A 22740-nucleotide genomic window follows, 5' to 3' on the forward strand; every position below is an offset into this window, starting at 1 on the left:
ACGTCCAGAACACGCGTTTTCCTAAAACACCCCTCAAAAACACAGCAAAAGCGCGAAAAATCTCGCTCCCACCAAGGCTCCATTTTTTTTGCAAAGTTGAATCCGCTACTCTGCCTTTCCCAGCGACTTGTCCAGGTAAGCCTTCTGCAAAACGAAGAAGGCCTGCTTCCTGACCCCCTGATCCGAGATCAGCCCTTTGCGGTTGAAGTTGTCCTGAAGCCCCGGATTAACCCTGCGAGCCGACCGGAAGTCCATCAAAAGCCAGGGACTTGTGCCGCGTAGCTGAGGAATCTTGTTGAGCATCGCAATCTGGTGCCGATAGATCTCAGCCTGATACTCCTCCGTCCACAGCGCAGGGTGCAAATCGCCGGAAGCCGCATGGTTGCCGGCTTTTGCATCGCCTCCCCACTCGGACATAATCAGCGGCTTGTCATAGCGAATGTCCCACCTCGTCGTATCCGCCCCCTCCGCATGTTGCTCATACCAGCCGATATACTCATTCGTACCAATAACATCCAGCACTTTGCCAAGCGGGTCGTCGACGATCTTGTTCGATCCGCTTGCAGTCTTCTCCGTTCGAACCAGAAGAGCCGCAGTCACCAGCCGCGTAGGATCAAGCTGATGCGCCAGTTCGACCATAGCCGTTAGGTATTTTGTGCGGGCTTCGGTATTCGGCGTCTCATTGGCGACCGACCAGAGCACGATAGACGCCTTGTCGCGATCGCGTCGAATCATCTCGGAGAGCTGTTGTTTCGATTTCGCGAGCACAGCCGGGTTGTCGAACTGAAGTGCCCAATAGTCCGGAATCTCGGACCACACCATGAGGCCAAGGCGGTCGGCCGTGCGGGTCATCCGTTCGTCATGCGGATAGTGGGCGAGCCGGACGTAGTTGCAGCCAAGCTCTTTCGCCCAGCCGAGAAGCGTGTCAACATCTTTCTGGGTGTACGCGCGGCCTGTGCGGTAGGGCGCTTCAGCGTGGATGGAGATGCCACGAAGGAAGACGGGTTTGCCATTGAGAAGGATCTGCGTACCATGCGTTTCGATGGTGCGGAAGCCGATCGTGTCTTCGATCCTGTCAGAGCCTGAGGAGATTTCGACCTTGTAGAGTTTGGGATCTTCGGGCGACCACAAGCTAAGCGACTTTGTCGGAATGCTAATCGCGGCTCGCGAGTTTGCGTCGACCGTCGACTCAACCTTCGCATGCAGGTCGGGAATCTTGACCATAACTGGGGTGCCGGCCGGAGCCCCCTCCACGTGGACGTAGCCTTCAATAACAGAGCGGTCCGTGCGGCTGAGGTGCAGGTCGTAGTCGTCGATAAACTGCTTGGGAACCTCTACAAGGGAGACGTCCCGCGTAAGGCCGCCATAGTTCCACCAATCCGTCTGGAGCGTAGGAACTCCATCAGCAATGCGGGTGCTGTCGACCGACAGAACGATGAAGTTGCTGCCATCGTGGAGTGCGGTAGAGATGTCACAGTCGAACGGCGTAAATCCACCCTCGTGCTCGCAGATCTTCTTGGTGTTTACCCAGACGAACGTGCGATAGTTGGCCGCGCCGATGTGGAGGAAGGTGCGGGTATTCGGAACAGCGGTGTGCTGAAAGTCCTTCTCGTACCAGATCGGCCCCTCATAGTAGAGAAGCTCAGGTCGTTGTGTGTTCCAGTCGCCCGGGACGCGAAGCGTGGCTGCGTTGGCAAAGTTGTAGTCCTGTGGATGGCCATTTGGATCGAAGGGGGCATTCATGAAGAAGCCGTCCTTGCGAAGCTCCTGATGCAAGGTATAGATGCCGGTCGAATACTGGTCGACGATGGTGTGCCAGTCGCCATTCAAAGAGATGGCGGGGCGATGGTCGATATCAACGAGCAGGGTGGTGTTGGTTTGGGGACTCGTCTGGCAAAAGGCAGGGAATCCTGCGGTGAGAAGTATAGCGGTCAGGGTGCTGCGAGTTGCGGACTTCTGCATAAGGGCGTTCTCCGGTCGCGATGCGGGTTTCGACGCTGGTGCGCAAAAAAAGCTATCGAGTCATAATACTTCGGTCTTTGAACAATTGCCCAATGGAGTTTTTTCGTATTGGAGGAGACGGAGCGGTAAGAGAGATGCGGTTGTCAGTAGAAATCAGCGGGAATGAGTGCGATAGCCTAGGCTGAGCCGGGCGAGTCAACCTCGGTCCAGGGAAGAAACAGAGAAAAGATGGTGCCGTGGTGGACTGGGTGTTCGCTGCTGCGATAAGTAAGTTTGCCCTGATGGCGAGTGACGATGCCAGCAGAGATCCAGAGCCCGAGGCCTGTCCCGTTGAGGTCCTTGGTAGTGTAAAAGGGCTCGAACAGACGAGCCTTTACCGCGGGGGACATGCCATGACCAGTGTCAGCGATGGTGATGCGAATGCCGTGACGCGGCTCTGCAGAGTCTGTCAAGAAGTTGGTAGCGTCATGGGCGCGAACGATAAGACGGCCACCGCTGCCGCGCATGGCGTCGATGGCATTCGCGATCAAATTGTTAAGGACCTGTCGAATGTCATTTTCGAAGCAGAGTATCGTCGTACTCGTCTCGTAGTTTGCTTCTACATTGATGTGCGAGTTGGCGAGGCGGCCCTGATAGAGATTGAGGACGGCATCGACAAGATCAGCCGCGTTGACCTGGGTGGCGCGCACAGCCTGACGATGGAAGCGGAGAGTCTGAGTGGCGATCTGACAGACACGGGAGAGTTCGCCCTGCGCTGTGTGGAGATACTCGCGTGTGTTTTCCGGCAGATCGGCGGAGAGGTCGATGAGATAAAGCAGGTTGGTAATGGCTTCGAGCGGGTTGTTGATCTCGTGGGAGATGGAGCTGGCCAGGCGACCCACCGCGGCCAGCTTTTCACTCTGAATGAGAGCAGCCTCAGCCTTCTTCTGAAGAGTGACCTCGAGGATGACAGCGGCGATAGCCTCTACCGAGCCGTCCGCTGCGAAGACGGGAGAGTAGCTGACATTGAAGGAACGTTGTTCGTCGGGACGTCCAGGGAGTTCGCCGTGTAGTAGCTGGCTGCGTACTGGTCGACCTGATGCCGCAGTCAGTAGTAGTTCTCTAAGCCCCGGAAGGGAGATGACATCGGTGATGACCTGCCCGAGAATCTTCTCCCGAGGCAAACCGATGATCTCGACCTGACGATCGTTGATCCGGAGATAGCGGAGAGTGGCAGCGTCGAAGAGAGCGAGCCCGACGGGAGCGGTTTGATAGATGGACTCCAGCTCGGAGCGCTGACGCTCGGTCTCTTCCTGGCGTCGCTGCAACGTCTCAGCGAACGTCTTGCGGTCGTCGATGTCGATGGCGACACCAAGCCAGTGAAGAATCTCGCCCGCGTCGTCGCGAACTGCCTGAGCGCGAAGCCACCACCAGCGAGAGGAACCATCTTTGGCGCGGATCAACCGAGCCTCGAGATCATACTCGGCTCCGGTTTCGACGGAGTGAGTCCAGGCTTGCAAGACTCGCTGCCGGTCTTCGAGGTGAAAGGCATTGAGCCAATTGTGGCCGCCAAGTGTCTCGATCGTGAGTCCGATGTAGTCGAGGAATCCTTGGTTGGCATAGTTAATGCTGCCATCAGGCGCACCCATCCATATGGCTTGCGGGTTCAGATCGGCGAGGACGCGATAACGGGCCTCGCTGGTAACAAGGGCTTCTTCGCTCTTTTTACGGTCCGTGATGTCGATGGTGAGGCCGCGAAGGCTGACTGGCTTGCCATCGATAAAGATAATCTGGCCTCGGTTCTCAATCCAGAGAACACGACCGTCTGCCGCTCGTATCTGACACTCAACAACAATCATCTGGCCGGTCTCAACCGCAGCCTGCACTGCCGAAGCAATCGTAGACAGATATTTGGGGAGAAGAAATTTCTTGAAGGTACGAGCGTCGGGGATCTCGGCAAGAGGATGGCCAAAGACCGGATAAGAGCCAGCCCCGTAGGTCGCGATGCCCGTGGCGTAGTCTATGTCCCAGGTCGCAGCGCGAGCGGTCTGCTGGACCGAAGCGAGTAAATCCTGCTGCCGCTTGAGGGCCTGATCGGCCTGATGACGAGCGGTAACGTCGCGGAAGAAGAGAACAATGCCGTCGTCATAAGGCCGGCATTGGATGGAGAGCCAGAAGTTGAACGGCTCTGGATAAAAGGCTTCAAACTCGCCAGGAATGCCTTCCTCCATGGCGCGATGGTAGTGATAGCGGTATTCGCTGTTTGGTTGGGCTGCAGCGGAAAACTCCTCCCACAGATTTTTACCCAGAAGCTCCCCTATGGGATTGAGCAGCTCTCTCGCCCGGCGATTGAGAAAGGTGAAGTTCCAATCACGGTTCAGGCTTACGACAGCGTCGGTGGTGGTTTCAAGAACCTGACGGAGTTGGCGGGCGGCAGCATTGCGAAGCAGCTCTGCGCCCTTGCGGTCGGTGATATCGCTCGAGAAGATGATGATGCCGTCTTCGAAGGGGCGCGCAGAGACTCGGAACCATATGTCGAGCGGCTCGGGATAGTAGGCCTCGAACTCGGTAGCGATGCGCCGCTCCATCGTGGTGCGATAGTGAGAGCGGAAGGGCTCCTTCTGGTTCGACGGAAAGCGCTCCCAGAGATCTTCGCCGATGAGTGTGTCGGTCTTGAATATGTTGAGCGCGGCACGGTTGGCAAAGGTGCAGCTCCAGTTCCGATTAACGCAGACAATCGAGTCGGGCGACGCGTCGAAGATCTGCTGCAGCTGACGAACCGCTGAGTCGCGAAGGCTCTCGGCGCGTTTGCGGCCGGTCACATCGCGGTAATAAAGAGCGACGCCCTCGTCGGTGGGGAGAATGTGCACGTCGACCCAGACATCGAAGGGAGCGTAGAAATGCTCAATGTGCTGAGGGACGCGGGTCTGCATCGTGGTGCGGTAGGTGCGCTCCAGAGCCGTGCCTACCGTCTCAGGGAAGAGCTGCCAGTGGGTCTTGGAGTTGATATCGGAGGGCTGAATGCGGCTGATTCGAACGGCTTCGGCGTTAGCATAGGTCACTACCCAGTTGCGGTCGAAGAAGAGGATCGCCTCCGGCAGCTGTGCCACCAGTCGCGCGAGACCGTCGTTCTCGGCATCGCTCTCCCGCCGGAACTGAGCACGGCGATTGATAGTGACAGGCGCTTTGGTAATGGAGTCAGGCATGGCGGTACAGAGTACGGGCAGAACTTCATCTTACAGAGGAATCGCCGCCAGACCCAGATGCTTCTGCTTGAGAATCAAGGCTGGCTTCGAGGTGGCTAATACGGGACGTCAAAGTTTGAATCGCTGCATAAAGGTTCGCAACCTCGGCCTCGAGATGAATAACCCGTTGAGCGGTCGAGGAGCCGGTCTGTGCTCGCTCAACCCGTTCAGCCGGGTACGCAGTGAGGTCCGGGGGCGCGCCGAGAAGATGAGCATAGCGGGCCTCTCGAGAGCCCGGTTGGCGAGGAAGGACCGTCACTAAGGGACTGGCCTTCTCCGGCGTCGATTCGTCCGTCGTCGGGCGAGCGGCAAGGCGTTCGAGGGTGGACTGGACAGCCGCAAGGTCATCGAAGGTGTAGAGGCGTTCGGCGCGGCTGCGAAGCTCGCCGGGCGTCTGAGGGCCGCGTAGCAACAGCAGACAAACGACGGCTGTCTCGTCGCGACGGAGGTTGAGGACCGTACGGATACGATGCTCATACTTGGGGACGCGGGACTCGCGCACCGGATTGGTGAGGGCAAGATCTTCGAGGCCATGGAGCGCCTGCCGAACCTCCTCCTCCGTCAGTTCCATCACAGGCTCGCGGCTGGAGCGCTGGTTACACGCATTGACCAGGGCATTCAGCGAGAGCGGGTAGTTCTCAGGCGTGGTGATCTCTTTTTCAATGAGTGCGCCGAGAACGCGGAGCTGAATAGGGTCGAGATGCATATCTACTAGAGTGCCACAAGCACTCTGGTCTGGTTCATTCGATAATGGGAGGACGACCTGAGGAGTGCCGGGTGTTATCTATCGACGAAGAACAAGTGAAGGCGTCGCTCTCCTATGACGAGCTGATTCCGGCGATGCGGCAGGCGCTGAAGGATCTCTCTGCCGGACGCGTGTTGCAGCCACTGCGAACCGTTATCTCGGTGACCCCACACTCCGGATGGTTTGCCGTGATGCCGGCCGTCTACGGGGACGTGATGGGGGCGAAGATGGTCACGTTTTACCCAGGCAACGCCGATAGAGGAGAGCATACGCATCAGGCGGTGATTCAACTATTTCGCGCAGACACAGGTGAGCCGCTCGCAATAATGGACGGCCGGTTGATCACGGAGATGAGGACGGCGGCAGTATCGGCCGTGGCTGTCGATCTGCTCGCGTCGCCTGAGGCGAAGGTGCTTGGCATTCTAGGGAGCGGAGTTCAGGCCCGATCCCATCTGCGAGCGTTGTCGCGGGTTCGGAACTTTGAAGAGATTCGCGTTTGGAGCCGAACCGAGAGCAACGCGAAGAGGTTCGCCGAGGAGGTGGGTGCGCAGGTAACGACGGCGGCGGAGACAGTCTCCGGCGCGGACGTCGTGCTGACGCTGACCAGCTCGCCCGAGCCGGTACTGTTTGGCCGATGGCTCAAGAAGGACGCGATGATCTGTGCAGTCGGCGCCGTCACGCCAAATCGCAGGGAGTTAGACGACGAGGCGATGCAGGGAGCCGTTGTGGTCGAGTCCCGCGAAGCCGCCCTGCGAGAGCCGGGCGATATTCTGCTGGCAAAGGCGCAGGTAAGCGCTGAGATCGGAGAACTGCTACAGGGAAAGGAGCTGGAGAGAAGAGACAGACCCGTGGTGTTTAAATCGGTCGGCATTGCTATCGAAGACATTGCTTCGGCGAAACTCGTGTACGACCGCATGGTTGGAGCTGGCAGAAGCTAATTAGTGATAACAAAACGCTTACGGCTTCTGCGGACAAGAGTCTCCGAAGTTGGAAGGCCAATCCAAATATGACACTAAAGTTACAGAAGCAACGCCGGGTATTGGTCGATGAGTCCGATAAACTAGAAAGAGGAAATGGCGAATTGCGGACCGCATTTGGGGGCTCGCATTCGACAATGGGATCAGGGGAGTTTGGATGCGGAGATTGCGCGCAAACAGTTTTGCCGCGGTTGCGGCTATTACGATTTTCGTATTTGGGCTGAGCGGTTCCTCCTGGGCTAGAACCGTGCGTACCCGGGTCCATGCCGGCTTACGCAGCACTCTTCGTACCTCCGCTCGAACCAAAACGCATCCAGTCGCCATCACCGGCGAAGAGGTGGTGCCTGGTGTGATGCCAGACGTCGTCTCTTCGGGTGCGGTCTCGGGTGAGCTGCCCGATGAGGGAAAGCCCTATCAGCTGCGGATGACGAATCTACACACTGGTGAGAGTCTGGATATTATCTACCGTGTCGGCGATACCTACATTCCGGAGGCGCTGGAGAAGCTGAACTATTTCTTGCGCGATCACTACACGCAGGACGTGGTCCAGTACGAGCCGAAGGAGTTCGACGTGCTTCACGCAATGATGTCGCGGCTCGGACGGGTTAGTGGCATCATCCAGGTGGTCTGCGGGTACAGAACACCGGAGACGAATGAGGCGCTCCGGCACTCGTCGATAAAAACCGGAGTTGCTGAGCACAGCCAGCACATGGAAGGTCATGCGATTGACCTTCGTGTACCGGGAGTTTCGACCGCGCAGCTGAGGAATACAGCGCTCTCGCTCCACGCCGGCGGAGTCGGCTATTATCCGATATCGCAGTTTGTCCACGTCGATGTGGGTCCGGTACGAGAGTGGGTCTTTGGTGCCGCACCTCGCAAGCCAGGACGCCGCTATCATGCCGCCAGAGCGACGGGGATGTAGTTCGCTCGGCCTGCATTTGTATCTTCCTTCCCACTTCCGTACAAAGCATGCAAACCGCTTCAAAGTAAAACTTTGACTCTGGATTACCAGCGATTCCTGTTAAGCAAAAAGGCCCGGCATTGTGCCGGGCCTTCTGTCTCCTAAATTAGTTGTAGCAGCGGCGCGAAGAATGTTGCCTCGGATGTGCTCGCGGGTAGCCGAGAGAGAATATCTGTCGACTATACTTCGCGGCATGGAGTATCTAGGGCGACGGCTCAGGATAAAGCGCTGGGGTCTGCCGGTGGCACGCGAGGTCGCCGCGAAGATCCTTGCCGACAGATCCGCAGTTCGTTCTTTGGTGCGGGAGCTCTTCGGCGACGACATCGAGGTACGCAAGCGTGCAGCCGATGTTGCGCGGCGGATCACCGAGAAGGACTGCAGACTGCTGGAGCGCTATGCCGACGAACTCGCGGGTCTGCTGGAGACGCTGCCTGCGGAGGAGTCGCGGACGCGTTGGCATCTGGGGCTGGTGGTTCCAAGGGTTGCGCATACTCGCATGCAGCGGCTGCGTGCCGCACGAACGATGTCGCTGCTGGCTGAGGATGAGAGCAATGTGGTGAGGTGTTCAGCGGTGGAAGGTCTCGGACTGCTAGCAATGCAGGAAGCCTCGCTGCGGGATGAGGCAGAAGAGGTGATCGAGCGGTCTTTGCGCGAAGGAACAAAAGCGATGAAATCGAGAGCGCAAGGAGTAAAGCGGCTTTGGGCGAGGAGTGAGCGAAAAAAGAAATGACTACAGTGGTCAAAATGACTAGAATGGTCATAATGGAGGCGGGAGAGATGGCGAACTGGGCAGTGGCAGAGGCGAAGGCAAAGTTCAGCGAATTAATTGAGATGGCGCAAGCGCGGGGTGCGCAAGAGATTACGCGCCACGGCAAACTCGTCGGTGTGCTTGTGTCCCCTGAGGATTGGAAGAAGGCGAAGCACACCCCGACGGGGAACGCCCGAACCATGTCCGACTTCTTCAAGAACTCCCCGCTGGCAGGCTCCGGCCTTGATCTGAAGCGGTCCCGCACCAAGGCCAGGAAGGTTGAGCTTTGAAGTACCTTCTCGATACCGATTTGGTGTCACAGTATACCAAGCGGCCTCCGGACCCTCGCGTTGATGCCTGGGTGCAGCGCACGGACGACAGCGACCTCTACATCTGCGGCATCACCTACGCCGAACTGTGGTACGGCATCAACCTTCTTCCTCCTGGCAAGCGACGGTCGGAGTTGGAAAGCTGGATCGAGGACGACCTCTACATGCAGTTCTTCAACCGTGTCGTCGGTTTTAGTCTCGATGTCGCGAGGCGCTACGGAAGCCTGATGGCGCGTGCGAAGAAAAATGGCCACAATCCAAGCTCGATGGATGTCCTGATCGCAGCAACCGCCGCAGCAAATGGAATGGCCGTTGCAACACTGAACCGCAAGGATTTCGAGAAGCTTGGGGTGGAGTTAGTGGAGTTTTAGACCGAAAGTAAGGTGAACACTGTTGGAATATAAAATCCCTGTCCCGCTCGTCGCTGTGATTGCGGATGTATTCAGTAACCACTACACCCACACTGAAATAGACTCCCGCTTTTTCGCTGCTGGGTTCCCCGCTGATGTGCCAGTGGGAAATAAGCAGCAAAAGTGCCACGCATGGCTATTGCGCGCGAATCAGCAGGATGAAGCACCATTATTGATGGTTGGTCGTTTGATTGAAGAACTAATGGAGACGGTACCTCCTCCGACTTTGGGCGGCGGAGAAAGTCCGTTAGAAGCTCATCGCGCAAGAATTTCCGCTCAATTGAGTGCTCTCGGGCTGTGCTATCAGACAGGTGGACACATTCTTCAATTGGGGACAAGTGCTGCGAGCCGGACTTTGCAGCAGATTGTGCATGATCGCGATCTCAAGGGCGTTCATTTAGAATTTGATCGCATCTTCGCGAACTTAGAAAGTGATCCAGCAGCAGCTGTAACTGCGTCTTGTGCGCTCTTAGAAGCACTATTCAAAACATACATCGCAGACGAGAAACTCACTCTTCCGTCTGACCAAAGCATCTTGCCACTATGGAAGGTTGTCAGGAGTCATTTGCAGCTTGATCCAGCGGATATGCAGGATGATGGCTTGAAGAAAATCCTGAGTGGTTTGGCATCAATCGTTGACGGGATTGCATCGCTTCGGACAAAGCGGGGTTCGGCCCATGGACACGACGGACGAACGAGCTTCCGCTTGGAACCGCGTCATGCACGTCTTGCATCACACGGTGCGTTTACCCTGGCAACGTTTTTCATTGAAGTCGCCGAGACGAAGAAAAGGCGGAAATAAAGGCGTTATAGATCATCTGATCAGTTTAGATGAAACGAAAACTTAGGCAGGAAGGCCGCCATTGCTGGCGGCCTTCGTTGTTGTTCTGTAGTTGGTGGTTTTGCGCGAAGCGCTTTTCGCCGAACGCGGAGTTCAGTCGCCGGAGACGGTCTCTTCGACCTTGGGCGCCGGAGCGGCTTTGATCTCGCCGATAGAGATGAAGCCAGCAGGAGCGTCGGGCTCTTGCAGAATCTCCTTGCGGTAGAGCTTGGCCATCTTGGCATTTTCGGCGTCCTGCTTGATCTTCGCATCACGTGCGCGGATCTTCTCTTCGCGAGAGTTCTTCGCGATCCCGGACTTGTCGAAGGTGTCGTTGGCGGCGGCGTTGACATGCTCGTCGTTGAGGACAAGGTCGTACTTCATCTCGGCTTCGAGACCGACCTTCTTACCGCCGGCGAAGATCTCGTGACGGCCATGCTCCTCGTACCACTTGGTGAGGGTGGAGGTCATGTGCATCTTCTCGATGATGTTGCGCCAACCCACGCCGGTGTTGTACGCGCAGAAGCTGATCTCACCCTCTTGTGTGGCGTAGGGGATGATGCACTGCTCGGTGCGGCGGAAGTCGTAGTTGAAGAGATCCTGGAACCACATGCCGGCGATGAAGAGGAAGTTCCAACGGTCGCCGCGGCGCTTCTCGATGTCAGCCATGGTGCGGTCTGCAGTGACCTTGCCGTAGCTACGGCCGGTCGCGCCGAAGCTCTTGTCGAACTTTTGCAGCAGGTCCTTGATCTTGAAATGGGTCGGTGCGGCCTCGGGCTTATAGTTGCGAAGCAGCGCGAGCGTAACGCCGATGATCGAGAGCCACTTTCCGCGGGCGGCGTCGTTGATGCGTGCGACGTCCTTCGCAAGGCGGTCTGCGTTGATGAACGCGGTGACGGGAACTGCTTCCTTGGTCTCCTTGTCGATCATCAGGGCCATCGAGATACCGCAGTTCGGGTGGCAGCCGCACGAGAGCTGGCCCCAGTCGCGGTCGGGTCCGTGGACGAGGTCGGCCCAGTCCGAGAAGGTGGACATGAAGGAGATGGGGAACCAATCGCGCGTCGGTTCGCCGAGGCCGGTCTGATTTTTGACGTCGTGGGCGAGGTGCGACAGCGTGTAGCGCTGTGCCATGCGGCGCTCGTCCGAGATGTCTTCGTCGCGGCCGGTGAAGCTGACAGGCTGGAAGGAGAGGAAATTGATTTTCTTCGGGTTGTCGAGCGCGAACTCGATGATGCGGCCGACCTGCTCGTTGTTAATGCCGTTGATGATGCAGGTGACAGGGACGATGTCCACACCGGCCTCATGCAGGTTATGGATGGCCTGGAGTTTGACGTCGAACGCGTTGCCGACCTTGCGGTGCGAGTTCGGCGCGTTGCCGATGCCATCGAACTGGAGGTAAGCGTAACGGAGACCGGCTTCAGCAGCGGCCTTGGCGAACTCCTTCGACTTGGCGAACTCAATGCCATTGGTTGCGGCCTGCACGGAGGTGTAACCAACCTTACGGGCGTAGGAGACGGCGTCAAGGAAGTACGGGCTGAGCGTCGGCTCGCCACCGGAGAACTGAACCGACATCTGACGCTTGGGCTTGATAGTGACCGCGTTGTCGAGCATGGTCTTGATCTCGTCCCACGTCAGTTCGTGGACGAAGCCGACCTGATTGGCGTCCATGAAGCAGGGATCGCACATCATGTTGCAACGGTTGGTGAGATCGATGGTGAGAACCGAACCGCGGCCGTGCGTCACAGTGGAGGTGCCGTGGTTGTGCAGCTTCTCGTCGTTGTGGGCGCGAATATCGCGGCCGGGGAAGACCTCTTCGAGGTGCCTGAAGAAAGCCGTGTCGATCGACATCAGGTCTTCAAAGTGGCCGTGGATCGGGCAATCCTTCACCATCAGAATCTCGCCGTTGCGCTCGATGATCTGCGCCTTGATCTCGCCAACCTTCTCATTGAGCAGAATCTCGTGTGGCAGCTTGCCATCAACGATCTGCTGACGAATCTCCGGAATGCACTTCGGACATAGGGAGTCTGTGGTGCGGGGCCAGCCGAGGGGCGGCTTCTCTTTCTGATAGCTCTTGAGAAGCGGCTTGTCGCTCCACTTTGGGGTGAAGCTGGCGTTGGGGCTGAACGAGTTCAGCTTGTTGAATACTGCCCAACCTGCTTTGGCTCCATATGTGAGAGCTTTTTCCGCAATTTTGGCCTTCGGCATTTACTTTGTCTCCTGAGTGTCCATCTGATGTCTTGAAATCTTCTGGATTTATTACTTGATTCTATCTACTTCGATCCGTTTTCAGACTGCTTAGTCTGATGCTCCGTGTCGCAAGAGGTGTGCATCTTGATTCGAGCTATCTATTGCTTTTCCTGTCAGATGCAGCGACGATACCGTTCGACTCACCTCTTAACAGTACCCAGCATAGGAGCCAAATCGAAGCATGTGGTATCGAACGGCGATAATCTGCATTGAATGGCGACTAGGGTGGGTGGATGGGGCGAAGTTTTTACCTGAAATTCGGTAAAAAAGTCACTGAAGAGTAACGCCATTGGTGCCGTTGGCAATGTTGTTCAGAATCCGCTGAACGAAGATGATGCGGACGTGAACGTGGCTGGCCACATCGGGGAGGAACTCGTTGAGCAGATTGTTGGCGGGGTCCAGGGCGTATCCGGTGGCGATGCGAGTCACCGTAGAGGAGGCGTCATTGTGGACGCCGGGAACATACTGGTTGGCCAGGACCGCGCCGATTGGATAGTTGAGCAACACAGAATAATTAGGCATAGGCCTGCCATCGTCGTGGCGTGAGATGACAGTGCGGGAGACCGAGTACAGGATTCGCTTGGACAGAGGGGCATTCGGCATGCGGAAGTAGCGCGGATCCTGATGGAACAGGACAGGGATCGCAAAGGCTCCAAAGAACTGACCCGTCACGTCCTGCAAGTAGCTGACGCCGACGGATTTGCCGAATCCCTTAAAGCCAGGGCCGTAGGCAGAGTGGGAGTCGGCGGCCACCGAGATTGCGGATATCCCAACGATGGTGACGAAGTTAGCGGGGTCGGCGAGATCGTGAAGCGCGAGGTAGCCCTTCTCCTGCCAGGTCATGGGGATGATGATGTTCGTACCGAGAAACTTTTGATAGGGATAGATGAGGTTGCTGCAGGACTTGGGGACCTCATCCAGACGATGCGGATTGTAGTAGACGACCTTCATGGCGCGAAAGGCGTTGCAGGGCTTTATCCCATCGCCGGTCTGCTGGAAGGAACTCTGGGCTACGGCGACGACGTCGCTTTGAGCTGCATCGACTACGCTTGGAGCGTCGGGAAGATCGTCTGAGGTTGATCCGGAGATGCTGGCGACTGTCGTCGGGGATGCCGGGACCGCCGCCTGCGGATGTGCCATCGCAGCAACCAGCAGCAACGTAATCGCTAGCAACCAACGCATGCTTAAGCGATCCCAATCGATGTCATGGTCCGGCCATCCCATTCCAGTAAGATCACTCAGGCTTCTTAAGGTGAGCCGCCACCAGCGCCTGGTTCAGAAACTCAGTGACAACATAGCCGAAGGCCGAGCCCCCGACCGACGTCCCGAAGGTCTCCATCGTCTGACCAAAGCCTCGGTTCCGCTCGGGATAATAGGCGTTGGTTAGAGCCGAACCTAAAAGGTTGCCAGCAAGAAGCGAGAAGTTGACGCTTGAGTGTCCGCCGTCAGTCCTGGTGATGAGCGAACGGCTTGCCGCGTACACGACACGTTTTGCGACATTATGTTCCGGACCCAGTTCGAAGTACCGGGGATCTTCATGCAGAAGAGGAGCGAACAGAGAGACGCTGAAGATGCTCTCGGAGACGTTGCGGAGTGCGGTTGCGCCAAGCCGTTCGCCGAACGCTGCTTTGTCCGTGCCGTAGTTCGGGCTGCCGTCGACCAGATGGCTGTACCCCGCGGAGGTTGACCATCCGAGAATGGAAAATATCGACATCGACTCCTTAAAACCAAGTACGACTTTACCGTGAGAACTAAGAGGATGTGACGTCTCTCCAGGCAAGATGGTCATGTCGCGACGCGTCGGCAGGCTGATGTCGTAGTTCGTCGACATTGGGTTGACGAATCCCGCGAGTTCATTGCTCGAACTGGATTCGTCCACAGAGGTGCCATTGCTAGAGAATTCTGGTGCGTTTGGCAGAGTGAGCATGGCCTCTGCAGTGGAAGATTTTGGAAGATCTAATTGCGCCATCGACGAGGTAGCCAGAGAAGCGAACAAAACAAGGCCGGTCAGGGCTGCGATTTTGGTGGAGAATATCCGGAAGCTGTAACGTGCTCGTGCAATAGTCAAAAAAACTCCCTTATAAACTGCAGCTCCGCCACTTAGAGAAGGCCGCGGGGCTTCATGAGGTCAACAAATTATCGTGAACGTTTTGCCTAGGTATAACGGACGCAGGAACGTTAGAGCAAGTTATATCTGCCCGGCCCGCGGAGCAGATCCCGTCGTTACCATCCCGGCACGTTGATGGGATGAGCGTTGACGCTTGCGTTTTCCGCGTCATCTAATCAAATGGTAGAGGTGCGCACATGGCAGCCGAAGAGCCGAAACGACCGTGGGAGCAGCAGTTGAGGGATGCGGCGACACATCTTGAGACGGACCTGAAGAACGTTGTGAAGTACATCAACGATGAGGTAGTACCGGGCGTGCGCCGCAATAGCTCCGACGCTCTGCGAACGGCGGCGGCAGAGCTCCACAAGCTTGCATCGCGAACGGACGACCACGCGCAACGGTCGTCTGCTCCCCCGCCGCCACAACCAAAAGACTCGCCGAAGCCGTGATGAAAGTCCGGCTTGGCACGGCCGTAGTGTTGTCGGCGTGCGCGCTGGCGATCTGCGGCTGTCATAAAGAGACAACACGAGCGTACCGGCCACCGCCTCCACCTTCCACGACGACGGCCTCAAACCACGGCAAAAACTCTCGCTCCTCGCGAACCAACCCAACCGCAGACGGGGCTGCTGCTGAGATCTCACCCCCGCCTGCTCCGGTCCCAGGCAATTTGGGCAAGCCTGTCTCAAGCGAGGTCGGACTGGCCAGTTGGTACGGGCCTCCCTATGCTGGCCGAAAAGGCGCTGACGGCACCGTCTATGACCAGAACGCGATGACCGCCGCGCACCTCACCCTGCCCATGGGAACGATGGTGCGTGTCACCAATCTGACCAATAACGAATCCGTCGTCGTGAAGATCACCGACCGCGGGCCCTTCGTGCATGGCCGCATCATCGATCTGTCCCTCGCGGCAGCCAAGGCGACCGGAGTCTATCGTGCCGGCGTCGCCAGAGTTAAGGTGGAGGCGTTCGCCGCTCCGTTTCGCGCCAACGCTGATCCCGGCGGCCATTGGTGCGTGCAGGTCGGAGCGTTCGCGCGAGAGTCTGACGCCGTGAAGCTGAAAGAAGAGATGATGCGGCGCTACGCCACCGCCAAGGTGATCGAGTTCCCCGGGCCGACAGGACACTGGGTCAGGATCAGCCCGAAGTTCCCCAACAAGACCAACGCCACTGAGGTCGCCGACAGCATTCACCCCAAGGATCCCGCCGCCGCACCCTATCTGATTCGAACCGACTAGCGAGATAACGCTCAGGCGAGGAAGCATTGCCCGGCAAACTCTACCTGCCAGGCAGCGCAGGCGGCTCATAGTACGGAAGCTTCTGCTGCTCCAGTGTCGCCCGTTTCACGCCGATATCGTCAAAGAGCAGGCTCGGCGCGATGGTGGTCTGCGGCACAGTGCCGAGCGAGTTCGAAACGTAAGGATCGTTCCCCGCCGCAACAATATCGGACCGCAGACTGCGATTGTCGAGTTCATCGAAGATCGCACCGCGAACAAGCTGGCGCGTCCCGTCAGGATGCACGAGATAGAGCAGGCGCGGCAGAAGTTCGCCGCCAAGCGTTTCGACCGAGTAGACGTCGCGACCCTGCTCCTTCGCCATCGAGAGGAGGCGCTTATTCAACTCGCCTCGCGACAATGGCTGGCTTGACTTCACCAGGATGACTCCGGCGCGGGAGTGAGCTGCCTGCGCAGGAGCAGCGCGTCCGTGCCCGTTCGAGGTGTCAAAGTCCTTGATTGGTTCCCGGCCAATAAGAAAATTTTCGAGCTTGCCGTTGACGATGATATCGACCGACTGCGCTGGAACCCCCTCGTCATCGATATCGTAAGCGCCAAGCAGCGCCTTACCGTCGAACTTCGCCTGCAGCGGATCGTCGTTAACGCTGAGCATCTGCGGAAGAACACGCGCTTTGAAGCTCGAGGAGTAAGCGCCGTTGGTGCGTGCCGTAGTTCCCATCTCGGGCCGATCGGCTTCGATGTTAGGCACCAGCAGCCTGTCAATGACGTCAACCGAAGCGTCACCGCTGAAGAGCACAGGCCCATGGTAATCATCCGCTGAGACCACCGGCGCGTTACGAAGCTCCTCAAAGCTCTTCAGATCCTCAATCGTGCGTTTGTGGAAAGCCGCAGCGCTCTCGAGCTCCTTCGGGTTTACGGCAACGGTGCCGTTATCGCGGCTCAGGCGCATCCCGTCTGCTGCCTGTCCGCCTACGCTGATCGCTCCCTCGTAACCCGTATAACCGTGCCGTACCACCGTCCCTTCCGTGTTGACGAGGTAGCGGTTGAGCGCGATGCCGCGAATGTTTGCGACCGAATACTGCACGTGCTCCGCGAACGTACGAACCTGGGGGTCGGAGACGAAGAGACCGCTGGCTTCGACGATGCGGCGCTTCCACTCGTCGCGATCAAGCTCAAGCGTCACGACGGGCGAAACCTGGACAACCGGTTTAGCCTGCGCAAAGTCGGGCTGGGCCTGCAGAGACTGAAACTGCTTCAGCGCAGCTTGCTTGGCCGAATAAGCCCGAAGCGCATTCTTGTAAGCAGTGTCGGTCGCCGTCCAGAGCGCGTACCGTAGCGCTTCGGGATCGTTGTCCGTAGGCGCAAGCTCCAGGGTGCCATCGCCGCGGCTCGTGCTGCTGTCCACGGCATAGTCTCCAATGCGCACGGTCACCCGGACGATGCGCTGACGGTTTTCTTCCTCGCGGGTAAGTGCGCCATAGTTGGCGACTGCCTCGTAGGAGGCCAGATCGTCCAGCCGGTACTCCACGAAGTAGGGATGCTGCATCCCGGGAAGCAGCAGAGCCTTCTCGCGCTCAAGCTCTACCTGCATCGCGTGGAGCAGGGGATCGTTCACGGTAGGAGAAGTCTCTGCGCAAGCAGGATTTGTAACTGCAATCGCACAAAATAGAGGAGTCAAAAAAAGAGCTGCCGAAAAGCTGCCAATTTGTAACTTATTAAGTAAATTCACTACTGGCCACCCTTTCCGTCGGTAGAAGCAGCTGCTCCAGGCGGCGGAAGAATAGGCGGTCGCGCCGTTCCCTGAGCCTGACGTTGAGTCTCAATCTCGCTGACCAGCATGGCCGGGGCCACGGCGCTGACAGGGATGCTCCCCGATTCGGCTCCGCAGATCCCGTTGAAGATGTCCTGCTTGTCATTGGTGGCGAGAATGCGATTCAATGCCGCCTGCGGCGTGCCCACAATGCTGACGCCACGCACAAGTTCATCCGGGCGGCCATCGACATACACGCGGTAGACAACCAGAGGAATTACCTGAAAGGCTTGCGGCGACCGGCGCGTGGTAACGGCAAAACCCGAAGAGATGTCCTCAAAGTAGAGACCGTAAGCTTTGCCCTGCTTCTTCGCCTCAGCCTTCAACATCTCGCGCAGTTCGGCATCGCTGACGGTTTTCGAAGAGGTGACGATCAGGTTTCCCTGGCGGCCTGTCGGCATATGTCCCGTCTCGGCTCGCCCATGTCCGTTGGAGGTGGAGAAGCTGGCGATCGGAAGCCGCGACATCAGGAAGGTGTCGAGGACGCCGTCTTTAATCAGGTCCACACGACGCGCCTGCTGGCCCTCGTCGTCGTAGCTGTAGTGCCCGCTGAGAGACACACCGTGAAAGTCAGAAAGCGTCGGGTCGTCGGAGACGCTGAGAAACGGCGGAAGAATCTGTTTGCCAAGCAGCTTGGTAAAGGTCTGCCCTTCGTCATCCCCACGTTGGCGTTGGCCTTCCAGGCGATGCCCAAGCACCTCGTGAAAGAAGACGGCAGACGCGCGCCCACTGAGGATCGCAGGACCGTTGAACGGCTCGGTAACCGGCGCGGCGCGCAACGCTTCGAGATTCTTCGCCATGGCCAGCGTCTTGTCGATCAGCGTCTTCTGATCAGGCAGATGCGAGACCTCGTCGGCCTCGAAGGTCTCGGCGCGGAAGAGATCCATGCCGTCCGCAGCGCGGGTACGGGCAACGATAACAAGACGCGCAACATGGTTCGGTGTCGCCACCTTCGCGCCTTCGGAGGAGACAAAGTAATCAGTCTCGGTGGTAGCCTCAAGCGCAACGTTGTTAAAGAAGACGTCTGGATATTGTTTGAACAGCCCAGAGAGTTCACGTAGGCGGTTCTGCCACGCGGCAGTATCGACGACCAGCGCGGGCGAGTGAGAAAGGATCGCCGAAGCCGGCTTCTCAGTCGAAAAATCGGCGGAGCCATCCTCTTCTTTTGCGCGGACCTGCTGCTCCGTCTTCACCTTCAGGTAGCCGTCCAGCGCCTTCGCGTACCCGCGATTCGTGGCGAACCAGAGAGTGCGGGCGATGGCGTCGCTATCATTTGCGAGCGGCAAGGGGATGGTGGTCAGTGCGCTATTCCGGTGGTCGCCATGGGTGTTGTCTTCAGCAGCGGTGCCGAGACGAACCTGTACATCGGCGGTGCGGCGGTGGTTTTCACGAGAGCTGGTGATCGCGCCGAACTGTGCCGTCAGGCTCATGCCGTCGCTGTCCGAGACGGCGTAGCTAAGAAAGTAGGGCTTCGGTTGTTGGGTTGCGTCGGTTGCGTTGTTACCTAGCGAGCTCATCGCGCGATGCAGCTCAGTCTCCATGGTATCGATCAAAACCGCCGCCGGCGCTGGTTCGGAGCTGCGGGTTGCCGCCACTGCACTGGTACCAACAGACGAAATCGTCACCGCTACCAGACCGGCAAACCCAACGCCGGCCACTACCGCTCTTTGTCTCTTCATGGAAAAGGAAACTCGTTTCGCCTGCAAAATACGCCTGCTGCCGAGTGTATCGGAAGTGCCGCTTCAGCGTGTAACGCCGCGCAGCTCGTGCAACTTCCGTGCAGCATCTCCGCAGACGACTGAGGATTGGACGCAGCCGGGCGGCTTTTGTTGACAGCTTACTCAACGCCGTGGCGGCGGACGCTAAGCCACACTGTCAGGGCGAGAAACTCCGTGAGAAGAACAGATTCGGCCAATCCGAAGGTAGCGTGTCTGCCGTTGTACAGTGTCACCGCAATCAGGATGATCAGCGTAAGAATCATGCCGAGAAACACCGCGGTTCGGCCGTAGTGAGTGGCGGTGAGCGAAACCGGGCGTCGCGCAGGTAGTCTGCCGGCGACGCGGGCGGCAAAGTCGGCCGGAACTTCTACCAGAGGCGCAGACTCCAGGGCACGGAGAACACGCTGGTCCAGTTCGTCGTCGATCCTGCTTGCGAACTCCGAGTTCATCAATTCGTCTGACATGCCGTTCTCCTCTCACTGGTTTGATTCTGCTTAATCGCTTCGCGAAGCTTCTTGCGCCCTCGATGAAGATGGGTCCGCACCGTTCCGATCGGCATTCCCAGCGTGTACGAGATCTGCTCGTAGCTTCGTTCCTCCTGATGATAGAGGATCAGGATCGTTCTCTCAATCTGGCTGAGCCGCTGCAACTGCTCGTCGACCGCCTGTTGGAATTCGCGCTCCTCGATCTTCTGTTCCGCGTTCCTGTCGGGATGCGCCAAACGCTCTTCCCAAGCCGAAGTGTCGTCCGAGAGCGAGACGTGGGAGCGGTCATCGCGACGGCGCCGCTTCCACTCGTCCTGCGCAACATTCACCGCGATCCGGTAAAGATAGGTAGTAATCAGCGCTTCGCCGCGAAAACTGGGCAACGCCCGATAAAGGCGTAGAAACACGTCCTGGGCAAGATCATCGAGGTGTTCGCGACTCCCCGTCAGACGCAGCAGGGTGCGAAAGACCATCGCCTGATGGTCGCGTACCAGCTGCTCGAAGGTGAGATCGACATCCAAGCGAGATTAGACAATAGAGTGCTCCGAAAGTTTCATTCCGGCGAGTGAAACTTTCACAGGGCCTCCCGGTCTAACGCGGGCAGAAAGTGGAGGTAGCTTATGGATTTTCTATCAAGTCCGTTTATTGTCCCGGTAGCCGGGTGCGCCGTCGGTGCCGTCGCAATCGTCTCAGGCATCTGGTTTGAAGCTCAACAACGCCGAAACAAGGCCGAACAGCGTATGGCGATGATTGCCCGTGGTGTTCCCATCGCCGAGATCGAGAGACTGTTGGGCTCCGGTGACGAGGAGAAGCGCGTCAGAGATCCTCTGCGCAGCCTCGGCAACGCACGCCGCACCGGAATTGTCCTGGTTTCGGTTGGGCTGGGATTGATCCTGTTCTTCGTAGCGCTCAGCGTCATCGTGCAGGAGCGGGATGTCTTGGCAGGATCAGCCGTCGGCATCATTCCGCTGGCTATCGGAGTAGGCTTTTTCATCGACTACAACCTGCAGAAGCGCGAGCTATCGCGCTTCGGGTTGGAGATCGGTGCCGAATCCTCAGGAGCTGGATCGGACCGGTAAGTTACAACTCCGCGGTTCGATCTTTGCGCCTCGCAAACGAATCATGCACACTGGCTTCATCAGGTTGGAGCCTTTTGATTGATGAATGTCCGTGCAGCTTTGCTTCTGCTGATCAGCTTTTTCGCAATCGCGATTCCGTCATCGAGTGCCCTCGGAACCACCTCCACTGAGGCCCAGGCTCTGCGAGAGGCCGCCCAGAATCACACGGCCTATACGCTGCCGCCTGAAAAACTCAAGCTCGCCAAGGAGTTGTTCCGCGACCGTACCGCGCTGCATCTTCTAGGCGAAGGCTGGGGCTTCCTGCAGCTTATTCTGCTGCTGGCGCTGGGTGTTCCATCGCGCCTCCGCGACGTCGCCGAGAGGGCAACGAAGAGCCGATGGGGGCAATGTTTCGTCTTCGTCTTTCTCTTCCTGCTTCTTACCGCGCTGCTCAACGCGCCTCTGCGGCTCTACGGCCACCACGTATCGCTCGCATACGGGCTCTCGGTGCAGCGTTGGGGAAGCTGGTTCGCCGATCTAGGCAAAAGCTTTCTGCTCGAATGGCTCGTCGCCGGCATCCTTGTAATGGTGCTGTTCTGGGTCATCCAGCGGTCGCCGAAGCGCTGGTGGTTCTGGTTCTGGATCCCGACAATGGTCGCGGTACTGTTCGGCGTCTTTCTCTCCCCGATCCTCGTCGATCCGCTCTTCAACAAGTTTGAACCGTTGCAGCAAAGCAATCCGGCACTTGTAGCGCAGTTGGAGAGAGTCGTCGCACGCAGCGGCGTCACTCTGCCACCCGACAGAATGTTCTTCATGCGAGCCAGCAGCAAGGTCACAAGCATGAACGCCTACGTCACCGGCTTCGGCCCGTCGAAGCGCCTGGTGCTCTGGGATACGACCATCGCCGCAGCCACGCCCGATGAGCTCGCCGGCGTCTTCGGCCACGAGCTGGGCCACTACGCGCTCCACCACATCGTGCAGGGCGTCCTGTTCAGCGCCGTTCTGCTGCTCCTCGGATTCTTCGCAGGCCAGCGAATGACCTGGTGGTTGCTGGCGAGATACGGTCCCCGATGGAAGATTCGCTCGCAGAACGACTGGGCCTGTTTAGCGGTGTTAGTGCTGGTCCTAAACGTGTTGAACTTCTTCGCCGAGCCGATTGAAAACAGCTTCAGCCGCTCTATCGAGCACGCCGCCGATGTGTACGGGCAGGAGGCCATCCACGGCATCGTCTCTGACCCACAAACCACCACCCAGCAAGGGTTTCAGAAGCTTGGTGAGAATTCATTGGACGACCCCACCCCGCATCCCCTCCTCGACTTTTGGTATGACGGGCACCCATCGACGGCAAGCCGAGCCGCCTTCGCCTTGGCCTACGACCCCTGGACAGCAGGGCAGCATCCAAAGTACTTTCAACCCTAATGAAGATCCCGCCGGGCAATCTCGCATCTTCCGACTGTCTCTTCTGCAAGATCGTCGCAGGAGACATTCCGGCAAACCGCGTCTACGAGGACGAGTTTTGCATCGGCTTCCCCGATATCAATCCGCAGGCTCCCACACATCTGCTCATCATCCCTAAGCAGCACATTGCTTCCACCGCGAAGGCGGAGGCGGAACACTCCACGCTGTTAGGTTCCCTGATGTCTGCGGCAGCCAAGATCGCACGCGCAGAGAAGCTAAGCAAAGGCTATCGAATCGTCGTCAACACCGGCGATGACGGAGGCCAGACCGTGAACCACCTGCATTTGCATTTGCTAGGTGGCAGGCACATGAACTGGCCTCCAGGCTAGCGCGCGTTTCCTTCCGGCCAAAGGGAGGACCAACGAGGCTCATCCCTACCCAGAAAAGGTACACGCGTCACGAAGTGACCGCCGAATCGGGGTCCCCGCGAACAGGTCTTCGTTCGTGGGG

General features: G+C 58.0%; 21 protein-coding genes. 11 read left to right on the forward strand and 10 right to left on the reverse strand.

Annotated elements, in window-relative coordinates:
- Nucleotides 1-105: 105 nt before the first annotated feature.
- The 3 genes from HDF08_RS20460 to HDF08_RS20470 form a co-directional block, all read right to left on the reverse strand.
- Nucleotides 106-1962: a glycoside hydrolase family 2 protein gene (locus HDF08_RS20460; RefSeq protein WP_179640492.1), complete on the reverse strand. Its 1857-nt coding sequence runs from the start codon at nt 1960-1962 to the stop codon at nt 106-108.
- A gap of 176 nt (nt 1963-2138) precedes the next feature.
- Entirely contained in the window at nt 2139-5147 is a 3009-nt protein-coding gene (locus tag HDF08_RS20465) for a PAS domain-containing protein (protein WP_179640493.1), read from the reverse strand.
- Between the two features lie 25 nt (nt 5148-5172).
- Nucleotides 5173-5892, reverse strand: a complete 720-nt coding sequence (locus HDF08_RS20470) for a YceH family protein (RefSeq protein ID WP_179640494.1) — start codon at nt 5890-5892, stop codon at nt 5173-5175.
- 71 nt (nt 5893-5963) lie between these two features.
- Between HDF08_RS20470 and HDF08_RS20475 the strand changes: the two genes are divergently transcribed.
- From HDF08_RS20475 to HDF08_RS20500, 6 genes are all read left to right on the forward strand, one after another.
- Nucleotides 5964-6869: an ornithine cyclodeaminase family protein gene (locus tag HDF08_RS20475; protein ID WP_218884878.1), complete on the forward strand. Its 906-nt coding sequence runs from the start codon at nt 5964-5966 to the stop codon at nt 6867-6869.
- Nucleotides 6870-7155: 286 nt separating this feature from the next.
- The gene (locus tag HDF08_RS20480; protein WP_373563243.1) at nt 7156-7830 is read left to right on the forward strand and encodes a YcbK family protein; all 675 of its coding nucleotides are present in this window, start codon (nt 7156-7158) and stop codon (nt 7828-7830) included.
- Between the two features lie 280 nt (nt 7831-8110).
- Nucleotides 8111-8599, forward strand: a complete 489-nt coding sequence (locus tag HDF08_RS20485; RefSeq protein ID WP_179640497.1) for a hypothetical protein — start codon at nt 8111-8113, stop codon at nt 8597-8599.
- A 47-nt stretch (nt 8600-8646) separates the two neighbouring features.
- Nucleotides 8647-8907 carry a type II toxin-antitoxin system Phd/YefM family antitoxin gene (locus tag HDF08_RS20490; RefSeq protein ID WP_179640498.1) on the forward strand — a complete coding sequence of 87 codons (261 nt, stop codon included), beginning with the start codon at nt 8647-8649 and terminating at the stop codon, nt 8905-8907.
- On the forward strand, nt 8904-9317 hold the full coding sequence (locus HDF08_RS20495) for a PIN domain-containing protein (RefSeq protein WP_257031308.1): 414 nt from the start codon (nt 8904-8906) through the stop codon (nt 9315-9317). The genes HDF08_RS20490 and HDF08_RS20495 overlap by 4 nt, the downstream gene beginning before the upstream one ends.
- A 22-nt stretch (nt 9318-9339) precedes the next feature.
- Entirely contained in the window at nt 9340-10158 is an 819-nt protein-coding gene (locus HDF08_RS20500; protein WP_179640500.1) for an abortive infection family protein, read from the forward strand.
- 132 nt (nt 10159-10290) lie between these two features.
- Here the strand turns inward: HDF08_RS20500 and HDF08_RS20505 are convergent, their stop codons facing one another.
- The 3 genes from HDF08_RS20505 to HDF08_RS20515 form a co-directional block, all read right to left on the reverse strand.
- The gene (locus HDF08_RS20505; protein WP_179640501.1) at nt 10291-12381 is read right to left on the reverse strand and encodes a radical SAM protein; all 2091 of its coding nucleotides are present in this window, start codon (nt 12379-12381) and stop codon (nt 10291-10293) included.
- 312 nt (nt 12382-12693) lie between these two features.
- Nucleotides 12694-13605 carry a hypothetical protein gene (locus tag HDF08_RS20510; protein ID WP_179640502.1) on the reverse strand — a complete coding sequence of 304 codons (912 nt, stop codon included), beginning with the start codon at nt 13603-13605 and terminating at the stop codon, nt 12694-12696.
- A 52-nt stretch (nt 13606-13657) separates the two neighbouring features.
- Nucleotides 13658-14350: a hypothetical protein gene (locus HDF08_RS20515; RefSeq protein WP_179640503.1), complete on the reverse strand. Its 693-nt coding sequence runs from the start codon at nt 14348-14350 to the stop codon at nt 13658-13660.
- Nucleotides 14351-14727: 377 nt separating this feature from the next.
- Here HDF08_RS20515 and HDF08_RS20520 point away from each other — a divergent pair, with 377 nt between their 5' ends.
- Nucleotides 14728-14979 (forward strand): hypothetical protein, encoded by a 252-nt coding sequence (locus tag HDF08_RS20520; protein WP_179640504.1) that lies wholly within the window; start codon nt 14728-14730, stop codon nt 14977-14979.
- Nucleotides 14979-15764 carry a septal ring lytic transglycosylase RlpA family protein gene (locus HDF08_RS20525; protein ID WP_179640505.1) on the forward strand — a complete coding sequence of 262 codons (786 nt, stop codon included), beginning with the start codon at nt 14979-14981 and terminating at the stop codon, nt 15762-15764. The genes HDF08_RS20520 and HDF08_RS20525 overlap by 1 nt, the downstream gene beginning before the upstream one ends.
- 40 nt (nt 15765-15804) lie before the next feature.
- Here the strand turns inward: HDF08_RS20525 and HDF08_RS20530 are convergent, their stop codons facing one another.
- The 4 genes from HDF08_RS20530 to HDF08_RS20545 form a co-directional block, all read right to left on the reverse strand.
- Complete coding sequence (locus tag HDF08_RS20530; protein ID WP_373563244.1) at nt 15805-17376, reverse strand: metallopeptidase TldD-related protein; 1572 nt, start codon at nt 17374-17376, stop codon at nt 15805-15807.
- Between the two features lie 113 nt (nt 17377-17489).
- The gene (locus tag HDF08_RS20535; protein WP_179640507.1) at nt 17490-19250 is read right to left on the reverse strand and encodes a metallopeptidase TldD-related protein; all 1761 of its coding nucleotides are present in this window, start codon (nt 19248-19250) and stop codon (nt 17490-17492) included.
- 158 nt (nt 19251-19408) lie between these two features.
- Nucleotides 19409-19753, reverse strand: coding sequence for a hypothetical protein (locus HDF08_RS20540; protein ID WP_179640508.1), 345 nt, complete (start codon nt 19751-19753; stop codon nt 19409-19411).
- Complete coding sequence (locus HDF08_RS20545; RefSeq protein WP_179640509.1) at nt 19738-20295, reverse strand: RNA polymerase sigma factor; 558 nt, start codon at nt 20293-20295, stop codon at nt 19738-19740. The genes HDF08_RS20540 and HDF08_RS20545 overlap by 16 nt, the downstream gene beginning before the upstream one ends.
- Before the next feature lie 99 nt (nt 20296-20394).
- Here HDF08_RS20545 and HDF08_RS20550 point away from each other — a divergent pair, with 99 nt between their 5' ends.
- The 3 genes from HDF08_RS20550 to HDF08_RS20560 all read left to right on the forward strand — a co-directional run bounded on the left by HDF08_RS20550 (nt 20395) and on the right by HDF08_RS20560 (nt 22619).
- Nucleotides 20395-20853 carry a DUF6249 domain-containing protein gene (locus HDF08_RS20550; RefSeq protein ID WP_179640510.1) on the forward strand — a complete coding sequence of 153 codons (459 nt, stop codon included), beginning with the start codon at nt 20395-20397 and terminating at the stop codon, nt 20851-20853.
- An 81-nt stretch (nt 20854-20934) separates the two neighbouring features.
- Nucleotides 20935-22251, forward strand: coding sequence for a M48 family metallopeptidase (locus HDF08_RS20555; protein ID WP_179640511.1), 1317 nt, complete (start codon nt 20935-20937; stop codon nt 22249-22251).
- Nucleotides 22251-22619, forward strand: a complete 369-nt coding sequence (locus HDF08_RS20560) for a histidine triad nucleotide-binding protein (RefSeq protein WP_179640512.1) — start codon at nt 22251-22253, stop codon at nt 22617-22619. The genes HDF08_RS20555 and HDF08_RS20560 overlap by 1 nt, the downstream gene beginning before the upstream one ends.
- Nucleotides 22620-22740: the final 121 nt, after the last annotated feature.

This window comes from Tunturiibacter empetritectus, assembly GCF_013410875.1.
Taxonomy (GTDB): Bacteria; Acidobacteriota; Terriglobia; order Terriglobales; family Acidobacteriaceae; genus Edaphobacter; species Edaphobacter empetritectus.

What these genes read in the sequence shown, in the direction of transcription:
- HDF08_RS20490 (WP_179640498.1), top strand. Translation starts at nt 8,647, where the DNA reads ATGGCGAACTGGGCAGTGGCAGAGGCGAAGGCAAAGTTCAGCGAATTA.
- HDF08_RS20510 (WP_179640502.1), bottom strand. Translation starts at nt 13,605, where the DNA reads ATGCGTTGGTTGCTAGCGATTACGTTGCTGCTGGTTGCTGCGATGGCA.
- HDF08_RS20525 (WP_179640505.1), top strand. Translation starts at nt 14,979, where the DNA reads ATGAAAGTCCGGCTTGGCACGGCCGTAGTGTTGTCGGCGTGCGCGCTG.
- HDF08_RS20470 (WP_179640494.1), bottom strand. Translation starts at nt 5,892, where the DNA reads ATGCATCTCGACCCTATTCAGCTCCGCGTTCTCGGCGCACTCATTGAA.
- HDF08_RS20550 (WP_179640510.1), top strand. Translation starts at nt 20,395, where the DNA reads ATGGATTTTCTATCAAGTCCGTTTATTGTCCCGGTAGCCGGGTGCGCC.
- HDF08_RS20535 (WP_179640507.1), bottom strand. Translation starts at nt 19,250, where the DNA reads ATGAAGAGACAAAGAGCGGTAGTGGCCGGCGTTGGGTTTGCCGGTCTG.
- HDF08_RS20460 (WP_179640492.1), bottom strand. Translation starts at nt 1,962, where the DNA reads ATGCAGAAGTCCGCAACTCGCAGCACCCTGACCGCTATACTTCTCACC.
- HDF08_RS20560 (WP_179640512.1), top strand. Translation starts at nt 22,251, where the DNA reads ATGAAGATCCCGCCGGGCAATCTCGCATCTTCCGACTGTCTCTTCTGC.
- HDF08_RS20505 (WP_179640501.1), bottom strand. Translation starts at nt 12,381, where the DNA reads ATGCCGAAGGCCAAAATTGCGGAAAAAGCTCTCACATATGGAGCCAAA.
- HDF08_RS20540 (WP_179640508.1), bottom strand. Translation starts at nt 19,753, where the DNA reads ATGTCAGACGAATTGATGAACTCGGAGTTCGCAAGCAGGATCGACGAC.
- HDF08_RS20555 (WP_179640511.1), top strand. Translation starts at nt 20,935, where the DNA reads ATGAATGTCCGTGCAGCTTTGCTTCTGCTGATCAGCTTTTTCGCAATC.
- HDF08_RS20515 (WP_179640503.1), bottom strand. Translation starts at nt 14,350, where the DNA reads ATGCTCACTCTGCCAAACGCACCAGAATTCTCTAGCAATGGCACCTCT.
- HDF08_RS20465 (WP_179640493.1), bottom strand. Translation starts at nt 5,147, where the DNA reads ATGCCTGACTCCATTACCAAAGCGCCTGTCACTATCAATCGCCGTGCT.
- HDF08_RS20520 (WP_179640504.1), top strand. Translation starts at nt 14,728, where the DNA reads ATGGCAGCCGAAGAGCCGAAACGACCGTGGGAGCAGCAGTTGAGGGAT.